The 12,998-nt window shown below is 50.3% G+C and carries 11 protein-coding genes; 9 read left to right on the top strand and 2 right to left on the bottom strand.

All coding sequences use genetic code 11. The features are described 5' to 3' along the window. The first annotated feature begins 44 nt into the window (after positions 1-44). From JFL75_RS11970 to JFL75_RS11950, 5 genes are all read left to right on the top strand, one after another. A complete protein-coding gene (locus JFL75_RS11970; RefSeq protein ID WP_215626918.1) occupies positions 45-1,484 on the top strand; it encodes an ABC transporter substrate-binding protein in 1,440 nt (479 codons plus the stop codon). Positions 1,485-1,569: 85 nt separating this feature from the next. Next, the gene (locus JFL75_RS11965; protein WP_215626917.1) at positions 1,570-2,469 is read left to right on the top strand and encodes a carbohydrate ABC transporter permease; all 900 of its coding nucleotides are present in this window, start codon (positions 1,570-1,572) and stop codon (positions 2,467-2,469) included. Position 2,470: 1 nt separating this feature from the next. Then, positions 2,471-3,316 carry a carbohydrate ABC transporter permease gene (locus tag JFL75_RS11960; protein ID WP_215626916.1) on the top strand — a complete coding sequence of 282 codons (846 nt, stop codon included), beginning with the start codon at positions 2,471-2,473 and terminating at the stop codon, positions 3,314-3,316. A gap of 45 nt (positions 3,317-3,361) precedes the next feature. Then, complete coding sequence (locus JFL75_RS11955) at positions 3,362-5,149, top strand: glycoside hydrolase family 2 protein (protein WP_215626915.1); 1,788 nt, start codon at positions 3,362-3,364, stop codon at positions 5,147-5,149. A gap of 435 nt (positions 5,150-5,584) precedes the next feature. Further along, the gene (locus JFL75_RS11950) at positions 5,585-5,902 is read left to right on the top strand and encodes a hypothetical protein (RefSeq protein ID WP_215626914.1); all 318 of its coding nucleotides are present in this window, start codon (positions 5,585-5,587) and stop codon (positions 5,900-5,902) included. Here the strand turns inward: JFL75_RS11950 and JFL75_RS11945 are convergent. Together JFL75_RS11945 and lysS are read right to left on the bottom strand one after the other, a co-directional pair. Further along, positions 5,852-6,685, bottom strand: a complete 834-nt coding sequence (locus tag JFL75_RS11945) for an RNA polymerase sigma factor (protein ID WP_215626913.1) — start codon at positions 6,683-6,685, stop codon at positions 5,852-5,854. The genes JFL75_RS11950 and JFL75_RS11945 overlap by 51 nt on opposite strands. Further along, positions 6,686-8,284: a lysine--tRNA ligase gene (lysS, locus tag JFL75_RS11940; RefSeq protein WP_215628595.1), complete on the bottom strand. Its 1,599-nt coding sequence runs from the start codon at positions 8,282-8,284 to the stop codon at positions 6,686-6,688. A 711-nt stretch (positions 8,285-8,995) separates the two neighbouring features. On the opposite strand from lysS, the gene JFL75_RS11935 reads away from it, so the two are divergent. The 4 genes from JFL75_RS11935 to JFL75_RS11920 all read left to right on the top strand — a co-directional run bounded on the left by JFL75_RS11935 (position 8,996) and on the right by JFL75_RS11920 (position 12,542). Next, positions 8,996-9,391, top strand: coding sequence for a hypothetical protein (locus JFL75_RS11935; protein WP_215626912.1), 396 nt, complete (start codon positions 8,996-8,998; stop codon positions 9,389-9,391). 439 nt (positions 9,392-9,830) lie between these two features. After that, on the top strand, positions 9,831-10,274 hold the full coding sequence (locus JFL75_RS11930) for a LytTR family DNA-binding domain-containing protein (RefSeq protein ID WP_215626911.1): 444 nt from the start codon (positions 9,831-9,833) through the stop codon (positions 10,272-10,274). Beyond that, the gene (locus JFL75_RS11925; RefSeq protein WP_215626910.1) at positions 10,275-10,718 is read left to right on the top strand and encodes a hypothetical protein; all 444 of its coding nucleotides are present in this window, start codon (positions 10,275-10,277) and stop codon (positions 10,716-10,718) included. It begins immediately after the preceding gene. 315 nt (positions 10,719-11,033) lie between these two features. Next, a complete protein-coding gene (locus JFL75_RS11920; RefSeq protein ID WP_215626909.1) occupies positions 11,034-12,542 on the top strand; it encodes a nitrilase-related carbon-nitrogen hydrolase in 1,509 nt (502 codons plus the stop codon). The last annotated feature ends 456 nt before the right edge of the window (positions 12,543-12,998 follow it).

Genomic DNA, 12,998 nt, shown 5'->3' with positions numbered 1-12,998 from the left:
CCGTTCCGGGTTTTGGAGAGTGTATAAAAATTTTGGAGGAATGTATGAGAAAATTTACCGTTTTAATGGTACTGCTTTTTTCAGCGGCGGTTCTCTGTTTCGCCGGCGGCGGCGGTGACAAAGGCGGCCAGGCAGGAGGCGCGGGAAACCGGGCAAGTGATACCATTGAGTGGTGGGACCACTTTATGCCTATCGCACCGCTGCACCAGCAGATATGGGATGCCTACACCGCGCAGACCGGAATAAAAGTGAATTACACCCAGTACGATCCGGCGAAGCAGAGCGAAGCCCTGCTTCTGGCTTTCCGCTCGAACCAGAGCCCTGACGTATTCTCCATGACCTTTCCCCAGAACACGGTTCCTTCCATGCAGAAGGAAGGCTGGTTCTCTCCCATGGCCCTGGAACTCAAGGATCTCCCGGATTACGTCACGGTAAACCTGTTTGAGGGATTTACGGTATTCGGCGGAAAGGTCTATTCCTTCCCGACCATGAACGTCCTCAACCACAACGTTGCCACCTGGTACCATAAAAAACCCGTGGCCGACGCGGGCTACAGGACCATGCCCCAGAGCTTTGCCGAAATCCGTGACCTGGCAAAAAAAGTAACCCAGCAGTCCGGCGGCAAAATGTACGGCGTGGTTCTGCCGATTTCATTTACCACCCGGATGAACGATTCCATTAAGGACTGGGCCAACGCCTCCGGCGGCGCCCGGGAAGTGGACTGGAAAACCGGCGAATACCAGTTCGCGTCCCCCGCGTATTTTGAAGTGTTTGAATTCCTCACGGGCCTCAAGGACGACGGCAGTGTGCACCCGGTTTCGGTGAACCTGGATATGCGCGCCGCCCGGGAACGCTGGGCCGCCGGCGAAGCGGCGATCCTCTTTGACGGCAGCTGGAATGTCGGGGTGGTAAAAAGCAATTTCCCCGCAATCCTCGACCAGATGGGCGTGGCGGAGCCGGCCCGGAAAAACGACCGGATTCCCTACACCGTATACCGGATGCCTCCGGGAGGAACCTTCTTCATCTCAAGCAACTCCGGCAATGTCCAGGCCGCGACGGATATTCTCAAAGAACTTACCTCCGATGAGTACTACATCCAGCTGGCGAACCGCATGGACCAGCCGCCCCTCAAACTGTCGGCGGTTAAGCAGGCGGATGTACATTCCACCTATGTTGAAGTAATCGACATCTTCGGCCGTACCATGGGCTTTGAACCCCATCCCATCCTGAAAAATCCCGACACCGCCCAGGTGTACGCGGAGATGCGGGAGGTTCATCCCAATCCCGCGGAAATCCTCCAGGGGTACTACTCCGGGGCGATCAAAGACTGGAAGGCGGAGCTCGTAAAATACAACGATGCCATGACCCGGGAACGGGACCGGGCGATCAAGAAGATCCAGGACCAGGGAGTCAAAGTTTCGATCGATGACTGGAAATTCCCCAACTGGCAGTACGGTATGAACTATACCAGCGATAAGTATTAAGCTACTGCTGGATTGAAATAAAGGCTCCGGAACACACCGGAGCCTTTCCGGTCCGGCGGCCGGATACCATAGGGCGGAGGCGGAGATGAGGCAATCCTTAAAAAAAGTCCCCTACGGATGGATATATCTTTTTCTGGCTCCTACGCTGATCCTCTACGGTATGTATACGATATGGCCGGTGATAGCGACCTTCTGGTATTCCCTGCTGGACTGGAACGGATTCCAGAGCTCCGGGACCTTTACCGGATTGGAAAATTACCGGGAACTTTTTTCCGACAGCCTTTTCTGGAACAGTATTTCCGTAACCTTTCTTTTTCTTGTTATTGTGGTGCCGATCCGCTTTTTCGTTTCCCTGGCCATAGCGCTCCTGTTAAACTGGAGCCGGTTCAAATTCAAATCCTTTTTCCGGGTGATGATTTTTATTCCCGTGGTAACCACCAGTGCCATCATCGGCACGATTATGAATATGTTTTTCGATCCCTCCCAGGGGCCGGTCAATATTATCCTTATGAAACTCGGACTTATGAAGGAGAATATTTTCCTTCTGGGGAACGCCGACACTGCCCTGGTTACCTCCGGCGTTATCTGGTGCTGGAAGTGGCTGGGTATTTCCCTGATTTACTGGATCGCCAGCCTCCAGAGTATCCCCGAGGAACTGTATGAGTCCGCGAAGATCGACGGGGCCAACGCCTGGAAGTCCTTCACAAAAATCACCGCGCCGCTGCTGGTTCCCTTCGGCGTCATTATCCTGATCCTTACCCTGAGCGACGCCCTCCGGGTGTTCGACCTGATGCTCACCCTCACCAAGGGCGGCCCCTTCTTCAGGACCGAAGTTATTGAAATCTTTATATACCGCTGGGCTTTCAGTTCGTCCATTCCGCGGCTCGGGTACGCCTCGGCGGCAGCGACCGTCTTCGGTTTGTTCTTTATCGTACTCACCGTGGTGCAGCTGTCCCTGAATAAAATCATCCGGAAGGGGGACTGACATGAATTCCCAAACGAGACTGAGCAGAAAGCAGCTCATCTGGATCCTGGTCGCTATCTTCGCGTTCTTCTGTTTCTGCTGGATCTATCCTTTTCTCTGGATGGTCAGCGCTTCGTTCAAGACAACTATGGAAATATTCCAGAAGGGCCTCAACCTGATCCCCGACCGTATCCATTTTGAGAATTACTGGCGGGCCTGGGTAAAGGGCGGTTTCAGCGGGTACTTTATGAACAGCGTCATTACCACGGTCTTTACCATACTGATCGTGGTGATCCGGTGCGCCTTGGCAGGGTATGTTCTGGCCCGGTATAATTTCAGAGGGAAGACAATAATCCTGTCGGTCCTGATTGCAACATTCCTGATACCCGTGGGGACCACAATTATTCCCACGGTGGAGCTGAGTCAGAAAATGGGGCTCCTCAACAGCCGGACCGGGCTCATCCTGGCCATGGCCGGGGGAGGACAGGTGACTTCGATCCTGCTGTACAAAGGTTTTTTTGAACAGCTTCCCGAATCCCTGCCGGAGGCGGCGGTCATCGACGGCGCGGGATTTTTTACGGTGTTCTCGCGGATCATGCTGCCCATGACCGGACCGGTGACCGCCACGGTTACCATCCTTACGTTTATGACGGCGTGGAACAATTTCATGATTCCCCTGGTGTTTACCTTCGGGACTCCGTCCCTCAGGACCCTGCCGGTAGGGATGATGGCATTCCAGGGCGCCAACGAGACCGACTGGTCCGGCATGGCCGCCGCCGGAACCATGAGCCTCATTCCGATTGTGGTCTGTTTTATTGTTCTTCAGAAGTATTTCGTCTCCGGTATAGCCGGAGCGGTAAAAGGATAAAAGCGGTTTTTAGCCGCCCTATAGAATAACTATAAGGATTGGTATATGGACCAGCATGTGCCCAGGAATGAGTATCCCCGGCCCCAGCTTGAGCGGAAGGATTGGATCAACCTCAACGGTGAATGGACTTATAAAATCGTCATGCGGCCGCCGTATTTCGCGGCCCAGGGTGATTATTCGGAACACGAAAACAGCGCGGGATTTGACAAAAAAATAATCGTTCCCTATCCGCCGGAAAGCAAACTGTCCGGCACCGGAGAGAAGGACATCATCAACTATATGTTCTACCACCGGAAGATCAGCATTCCCGCGGAATATACGGATAAGATCATCCTGCTCCATTTCGGGGCGGTGTTCTACCATTCGGAAATATTCATTGACGGAAAACTGGTTGATTTCCATGACGGCGGGAGCAGCAGTTTTACCGTGGATATTTCCCGGGCTGTACAGCCGGGGAACACCCACGATCTTGTGGTTAAGGTCACGAGCAATCTCTGGGACGGAACCATCCCGTCGGGCAAGCAGAGTTCCTATCTCCAGTCCTACAAGTGTTTTTATACCAGGATTACCGGTATCTGGCAGACCGTGTGGATGGAGGCGGTCAAACCCGGCGCGGTCAGGCAGCTCCAGCTTATCCCGAATATCGATACCAATACACTCACGGTTATCCCGGAATTCTACGGCCAGTCCGAAGGGGATGCTCTGTCCCTTATCGTAACCGATGCCGGCGGCGGCACCGCGGCGTCCTGGCGCGGAACGGCTTCCAACGGAGGGCCCGTCGCCCTTGAGATTCCCGGGGCGCGGCTCTGGTCTCCGGAGGATCCGTACCTGTACAACGTGACCGCCTCCGTTGCGGACAAGGACAGCCGTACCGTTGATTCCGTAGTGTCCTACGCAGGCATGCGGAAAGTCCATATCGCGGACGGAAAAATTTTCCTCAACAATAAGCCTCTCTACCAGCGGCTGGTCCTGGACCAGGGCTATTATCCCGACGGACTGTGGACGGCGCCGGACGATGCCGCTTTAAAGAAGGACATTGAACTGGGCATCGCCGCGGGGTTCAATGGAGCCCGGCTGCACCAGAAGGTGTTCGAGCAGCGGTACTACTACTGGGCCGACCGCCTGGGGTATATCTGCTGGAGCGAAAGCCCCAGCTGGGGCCTGGACTACAATACCGAAGGGCTTCCCCCGCGGAACTTCCTCTCCGAATGGGCCGAACTGGTCACCCAGAACCGCAACCATCCCAGCATCCTCATCTGGACCCCCTTCAATGAAACATACCAGTTCACCAATCCCCTGGTGCACAAACGGGTTCACCGGGACGCGTACCAGCTGTGCAAGATGATCGATCCCTCCCGGCCGGTTAACGACGCCAGCGGCTACATCCATTACGTAACCGATGTGTGGACCGCCCATTCCTATGAACAGGATCCGGCCAAGCTTACGCAAAAACTGGAACTTAGCGCCGAGGGGCAGCCCTTTAAGAATTACCCCGACTTTGAACCGGAGTACACCGGGCAGCCCTACCTTATGGATGAGTACGGCGGAATCAAATGGGACCCGGAAACCCAGCTGGATCAGTCGGCAATGCACGGCCAGAACCTCGTATCCTGGGGCTACGGGGATTCCCCCACGAGCCTGGAGGATTTCTACACCCGCCTTGAGGGCCTCACCGAGGCGGTGCTCAACGCTCCGTTCAACTGCGGGTACTGCTATACCGAACTGACCGATGTGGAGCAGGAGAAGAATGGAATCTATTTCTATGATCGTTCCGAGAAGTTTGATATGGACCGGATCAGGAAGGTATTTTCCCGGGTGCCAAAGGGGTTCTAGCGGCAGGGTAACCGAAGTATACTTAGATTCCCTCACAAAAGCATGGAGATACCAATCCCGGGGGCCCGTCTGCTGGAAAAAATCCCCGGGCACGGGGATTTTTTCCAGCAGACATTCCGCAGGGACTGTTCCCGCCATGCTTTTGTGCCATACCCGGATATGCTGCGGACCCTGCCGCGGATGAAGGGGTTATGGTCTCGGATACTCGTTCCTCTATACTGCTGAAACCATCGGCCGGTGATTCTGCCCTTCCGTGTTTAGTTCTTTATGCTATCATGAGGAAGCCCGTATTGGCCGGATTTAGCCCCGGTCATTCCCGCTTAAAAAATTACGAAAAAAAACGTTTTTCCTGTCACAGAACAGAACCTGCATCCGTCTAACTGTTTAATAAGTCCCGGGGAGTTCCCGGGTAAGCAACAACGGTTAGGAGTTTTTATGCGGCAGTTTTTTATTTCCCTGGCCATCGGATTAGGCGCGGCCATTCTGGATACGGTCCCCATGATCGTCATGAAGCTGGACAAGTTTTTCAGCATTTCGGCCTTTGCCACCTGGCTCATCCTGGCGTTTTTTATTCCCAGGATCGGCCTGGTGCGCGTCCATTGGCTCAACGGCATGGTCACGGCGCTGCTCTTTATAGTGCCTATGCTGTTTCTCATTTACAAGCTTGACCCAAAGGGGATTCCGTTTATTATGCTGAATACCCTAATTCTCGGAGCCCTGGTGGGCTTCCTTTCCCATGTATTTCTGAAGTAAGTTTATTCCTTCAGAGTAGGGGGCGTTTTCGTCCGACAGCATGGAATGGAAGAGAGCCTTCTTATCAATATACGGATTGTCCCGGAAAACCGCGGCCACCGTATCGACGGTGTTGAGTTCTCCCAGGTAGTCCCGTATGGTCCGGGATTCCGTCTTAAACCGGATCCTGTCAGGATCAATCCGGCCCCGCTCCAGGGCGATGAGCAGCCGCTTCCCGCATTTGCAGGGAGCCTCCTCATTGAGGAGGCCGCAGTTTTTATTCATGAAGTTCGCGATCTTCCGCCTCGCCCGGGACAGCTTCTGGCGGAAGGCCGGTTCCGTAATTCCGCAGATGTCCGCGGCGGTCTCCGAATCTAACCCAAAGATCGAACCCAGGATATAGGCGAAGCGGTCTTCGGGACTGAGGCACTGCAGCATGGCGGCGGTGCATCCGGTTTTTACTTCTTCGATGTACTGCTTCTCTTCTTCGGCGGTGAGGCCCAGTTCGTTGTTATAGGGTTTGAAGTTCCGCACATCCCCTTCAAAGATCTCGAAACTGATGGGGTCTTTAAAACGCTTCTGCCGGAAGTCCAGGAGATGGTTTTTCGCGATACGGTACACCCAGGTCTTAACCGAGCTTTCGCCCCTGAAGCCGCCGATATTCCGGGACACCGTGAGGAAGATTTCCTGGGCCGCGTCCTCGGCGTCCGCTTCGTTGTGGAGCATCCCCAGGGAAATGTTGAAAATAAAATTCCAGAGTTCGGGGATTTCTCCTTCGGTGAAACCCTGCCGGTCCGCTGCCATTCAGTACGCTTTGAGGATTCCCAGAAGCCGGTCCTTGCTGATGGATCTCAGGAAGTTCGCCAGCCGGGGGCCCTGATCCTTGCCGACCAAAGCCTGGTACGCCGCGCGGAACAGGGCTTTCCCGTCCATGCTGTGGTTTTCCGCGACCTTGTAGATAGCTTCGGCGCAGGCCTTGTCGTCGGCGAAGCTTTCGATCTTTCCGACCACCTCGTCCCGCAGGCTCCGGACCGCCGCCTTCTCGGCGTCGCTTAAGTCCGCGGTTTCTCCCGCGGGCCGCAGCTGGAATTTAAAATCCTCGGGGGCGCATTCCTGTACCCAGTATTTCGCGCATTCGCACCGCTGCCTGAAGGCCGGTATCTGGCTGTGGCTGATGCCCTCAAGGTCGGCGATGGTCTTATCGATATCGCCGTCGGCAATCTGGATGAGGTTGCACAGGTGCCGGAAGGGAATCTGGTAGGGCATCTTCTCGGGCATCTCACCGGTCTGGGACAGTTCGTAGATGCGCCGGGTCTTTTCATAGGCCGCCTCATCCTTGGCGGGTTCAACCTTCCACGCGATACGTTCGGTCTTGTCGTAATCCTCGTAGATTTTTATCACATCCAGGTCAAAGGAAATGGTGAACTCCGTGTTGGGCCTGGTGCCGGCAAAGAGGAACCGGGTCACCTCCGGGGTGTACACCCTGAGGATCGTATCCAGATTTATGACGTTCCCCTTGGAACTGGACATCTTGCCCGGGGTTCCCTTGGTGCCGATAAAATCATAGCGGAAGGTTACCGGCGCGTCCCACTCGTACACGTCCTTGCACACATGCCGGGCGGTGTCAAAGGAACCGCCCTGACTGTGGTGGTCCTTGCCGGCGGGTTCAAAATCAACCTTCTCGTGCTCCCAGCGCATGGGCCAGTCCACCCGCCAGCCGAGCTTGACGGCCTTGGCCGTCCTGAGGTCCACGGTTTCGCTGTGGCCGCAGAGATTGCAGTGGTAGGCCACGGCCCATTCGTTATCCCAGGAATCTATATCCGTATCGTCCCGGTTGCAGTTGTCGCAGAACACGCTGATGGGCCACCATTCACCCTGGATCTTATGTTCCTCGTCCCGGAATTTATCGAGAATAGTTTTGAGCTCTTCCTTCTGCTCCAGGGCTTTTCTGATGCCCATGGCGTATTTAGAGGAACGGTACTGCTTGGCCTGGTAAATGAATTCCGGATGGATGCCGACCTTGGGAAGGGTCTGTTCCACTTCAACCTCATTGTGCCGGGCAAAGCTTTCCTCCGCGCCGAAGGGATCGGGAACCATGGTGATGGGGAAACGGAGGTATTTCTCAAGTTCCTCCTGGTTTGGCATGTTTTTGGGAACCTTCCGGAACACGTCGTAGTCGTCCCAGGAATAAATAAACCGGACCCGTTTTCCCATGTCCCGCAGCGCCCGGGCCACCAGGTCCACTGAGATTATTTCCCGGAAATTGCCGATATGCACGGTGCCCGACGGGGTGATCCCCGAAGCGCAGGTATATATGTCCTTTTCGCCCTTCTCGCGGATAACCTTTTCAGCGGCCTGGTCGGCCCAGTGCTGGTTGGAAGGGTTTTTTACACTCCGGGGCATGTCGTGGGTTTTCTTCGTATAATCCATGGTATGGGATTATACCGGGTTACGGGGCCTCTTAACAAGATAAGGGGAAGCATCGAGTCTGACAAGCCAGGAATCATCCATGTGTAATTAGCTCCGCGGGGCCTGTCGTGTATAAAAGGATATGGCTCCTCAGCGGCCTGCGGCCTCGAAAGTCGCTCATACCCTTTTATACGCGACACCCGGTGATATTAGTACGGCACAGATGATTCCTGGCTCAACCGCCTTGGTACTGCCCAGTCAAGAGGGCTGCTCCCCCTGGCTCCAGCCTTGCCGGACCATCTGTGGAGTTTTGCAGAGCAAAACTCCTAAAAGACTTGGCGCTGCAGGCGGCAAGTCTTACGCCACCCCCACTTCGGGTTCCTGGGGACGAGGTGTCTTTCCCGGGCAGGTTCGAGGCACTGCTATGCGGATTCCGAATACGCCTGCTACAATATGTTTTTTTCTTTTGTTTTCCAATTTCCGCAGGTCCGTGGTATACTGGTTTTTTGGAAATTCTCCTTCGGGACGATACGATCGACCGCAACGGGGAGCGCTTCCGGGTGGTGGGGTTTCCCCGGAAAATTCAACAGTAAGTGGAACTCCCTAGCTTGGGGCTGTGGTGGAGCCTATTCTACATATGTTCTTAATTGGCGTTTTAATAATAAAGTCTCGTATGGGATTTTAATATTTTTTGGAGGGTTTTCTATGAAATCTAAATTTGGATTATTGGTACTTGTTGGGCTTTTGGTTTTAGGATTAATTGGTTGTGATAATGGTGATTCTGATACCAATGTTCTTGAAACTTGGGGTCTCAGTATATCAACTCCTCCTTCAACTCTAGTTGGGGATTCCGGTATTATTACAGAAGCAGAGTATTCAGAAATTTTGGTACAGGCCGGCGACAGTAATTATCTTGGTTGGTATAATGATGGTGATCTCAATATGGTATGGTCAGATAAAAGCCAGGAGCAAGCGGATGCTGTAGAATCATACTTACATACACTTTCTGTAAGGTTTTATGTAAGCTATTTCCCAAATAAAGAGTATGATAGTGGCTTTTATATGCCGGCAAAAACATTATGGATTTGGATAGAGCCATAAAAGACAGCAAAGAGTATTAGAATCATTTTCCGCCATCCGTGGCGGAAAATTGTTTACCTGTGTTGAAAGAGACGCTCATAAAATAATGGTTAAAACCGCGCCGCCCTGCAGGTTCTTTGGCTGCGTCCGGTCAGGCATCCTCGTTCCTTGGACATTCTAAGCGGACATACTTGGAAGAATGAGAAGTATAATTACAGCGCTTATAAATATCCAGAGACACATTTGTCTCGCACCCGATTCCGCTGCTGCTAGGTCAGCCCGGTAGCTTTGCTACCGGCACTTCCCAGGACTCCCTCAACAACATTTAGTTTGCACCGGTTGCGCTCAAGCCGCGTCGTGTAGCTGTAACGGTAAACAAAATATAAACTGAAATCACCCAAGTAAAATGTTAAAAATAACATCTTGATAATAACCATAAATTATGGGAATAATCAACAAAATGACCATCAAATTGGAACAGTGTCCTTTACAAAAGGATATTGAAATAATTATAAAATATCCGGAAAAAAATAAAACTGTTGAGCATATAGTTTCTTTGTTGAAAAGAGTCGAAGTAAGAATCGATTGCTATTCGGAAGACACTTTGAAGCGGTTAAATATTTCCGATATCTATTATATTGAAAGCGTTGACAACAAAACGTTTGTTTACGGTGAAAAGGAAAACTATCAAACTAAACTCCGCCTGTATCAGCTTAAGGAGAAACTAGCGGACTATGATTTTATTCAAATCAGCAAATACTGTATTCTAAATATAAACAAACTCGATAAACTAAAGCCTCTGCTCAACAGACGCATGGAGGCAACACTGTTCAATGGAATTCACCTGCTTATTACCAGAAAATATTATGACGATATAAAGCGGAAACTGCAGGAGGATGCATAATTGATAACTGCAATAAAAAAAATGATTGTAGATATTCTGGCAACCTCCTGTGCTGTTCTGCTTTTTCTGGCAATTGTTGGTGTGGTAATTGACGGATATTCTATTAAGGATGTCTGGAATGGATCTTTCCCGGTATCTTTACTTTTTCAATTGATTGGAGCAAACATTTTGATTCACTTGGGTCTTTTTTTTGCCCGCAAATTTGAAAGTAAATACCCTGTTCTGGAGTATATGCTCGATATAATCTTAATTGTCGTCATTATTCTTGTCTGCAATGCTTTCTTCGGCTGGCGTGAAGAAAAACAATGGGTTCTTGTTGTCACGGGGATTGTGGTGTATATATTTGGTCTTTCGATTAATTTCGTCAAGGTCCGGAATGATGCAGAAGAAATGAATAAAATATTGCAGAAACGAAAGAAAAAAAATACCCATAGTGCATCTTAACATTTAATTCGTGTATCTTACCGGTTATATGATTCTCACGGCTTAGATTTATCTCTATAGTTCTAATTCAAAGTTATAAAGGGAATATCCAAGTATTATGAAGTAAGTAATCGCTATGTTCTGTACTATGAATTATAGGGCTGCATTTCCGCAAACAGAAAACCGCTTAGATATATCATTCTATGCATCGACGCTGGGAGACATGCAGATTAATTTCATCCCGCAATGTAAGTTCCCTTTTTATTGTTAATTTGCGTATTAAATAAAGAAAACATCAAATGGGATGTGGTACGCATTTTTACGGAGGATATTAGAATGTTATTCATATTAAGAAAACAGGTAAAACCTATTGCTATATGGCTGATCGCAACCGGTTTGTTGTTGTTTTCGAACGGCGTTAACTCGATTCCAATCGCGCCATGGCTGGCTCCGGTTTTTCTGCTCCGATTTACACGTGAACAGAAAACGTGGCGCGCTATTTTGTTTGTATATGTAGCTATTGTCGCGGGATTTGCTTTTCAATTTCGCGGCATGATACCAATACCGGGTATTTTTTACTACCTGCTTCTTGCAGGTTTCGGCATTATTATCGCCCTTCCATATACTTTAGACCGATTATTCAGCAAAAAATTGAATGGCTGGGCATCCACACTTATATTTCCCACAGCCTATGTTACGGTAGAATATCTTACTTCAATAGCCCCATACGGGAGCTGGGGGGCTATAGCATATTCGCAATACGGAAACATGCAGTTGTTGCAGATTATGTCCGTAACGGGATTATGGGGTATTACATTCCTGATAGGCTGGTTCGCCTCAATTTGTAACTGGGTATGGGATGAAGGTTTTGGTTCGTCAAAAATACAAAGAACAGCTGTCCTTTATGCATCTTTGCTAACAGGAGTAATAATGTTCGGCGGGATTCGTTTGACATTCTTTCCTTCTGTTTCTCAAATCGTACGCATAGCCGGAATTCTTTCAAAAGATGATGCGCCTCAGAATATCTTGGCGAATATGTTTCTAAATACAGTTTCGGATACTGAAAAAGAACAATTCAGGATATGGTCAAATGCAAACAATGAAGATCTGCTCACAAGGACAGTACGTGAAGCAGAGGGGGGAGCAAAAATTGTTTTTTGGGGGGAAGGTAACGCCGCCATACTTAAGGAAGATGAACCGGCGTTGATAAACCGCGGTCTGGAAGTCGCGGTTACCCATAAAATTTATTTCGCAATGACGTTATTAAGTTTTAATATAGGCTTGAACAACAATCGATTTCTGGAAAATAAAATAGTTATGATAACACCTGAGGGACGGATCGCCTGGGAATACTTCAAAGCACATCCGGTACCCGGTTTTGAAGCGGCTATTTCAATCAGAGATGATGGGAAACTTAAAAGCATTGATACGCCATACGGACGCATGAGCGCTCTTATTTGCTTTGATGCTGATTTTCCGCAATTATCGGCCCAAGCCGGAAAATTAAATGCGGACATTCTAATCAACCCGGCTAATGATTGGCCTGATATTAATCCCTGGCATTCACGTATGGCAAGTTTTAGAGGTATTGAACAGGGGTTTAATCAGGTACGCGCTGCAAACAATGGAATTTCAGAAGCGTATGATTACCAGGGACATCGATTATCCGCCATGGATTATTTTTTGACAGATAACCAAAGCATTGTGGCTTACATACCAATCAACGGTGCCCGAACTGTCTACTCAAGGCTTGGAGATTGGTTCGCCTGGTTAAATCTGGCTTGGTTGGTTGTATTGTTATTACGCAGCTTGGTAACGAATAGGGTCAGTAAAAACGGCCTATAACAGGATTAAAAAAGAGCCTGCCCGCTGTCCATGACGGGCTTTCGTAGCAGGTAGTACATTGCTTAATAAACGGTTTACACTTTTTTGCAAAGGAGAAAAAAGCTGGAAATAATAAAACCGGAAAAACAAGCACCTAACAACATGTTTACGCTTCGTCGGCTTTTGAGCCTCCTCGGGTTTAATTGCGGCTAGGTCAGCTCGGCAGCAACATCACCGGCACCTCCATAATTGGACAAGATAGCAAATATACATCAACCTCTGTATCACCCCGGTTTTCCATCTTTGTCCTCCTTTGTTCTCCGGCGATGCGGAACCACCACCACCGGACGGCTGTACATCTACTATACTTGCCTGTCCCTGGATTTCCAATAACCGCGGTTAAAAACCGCCTCCTCCCGGAACCCGGTTCCGCTGTATCCGCAGGGGACCCGATCCGTACCCGAAACGTACCACTGC

Origin of the sequence: Breznakiella homolactica, assembly GCF_016616095.2 — a bacterium.
GTDB lineage: Bacteria > Spirochaetota > Spirochaetia > Treponematales > Breznakiellaceae > Breznakiella > Breznakiella homolactica.
The sequence above is the reverse complement of the archived record's forward strand: the minus strand, read 5'-3'. Positions and strand labels throughout refer to the sequence as shown.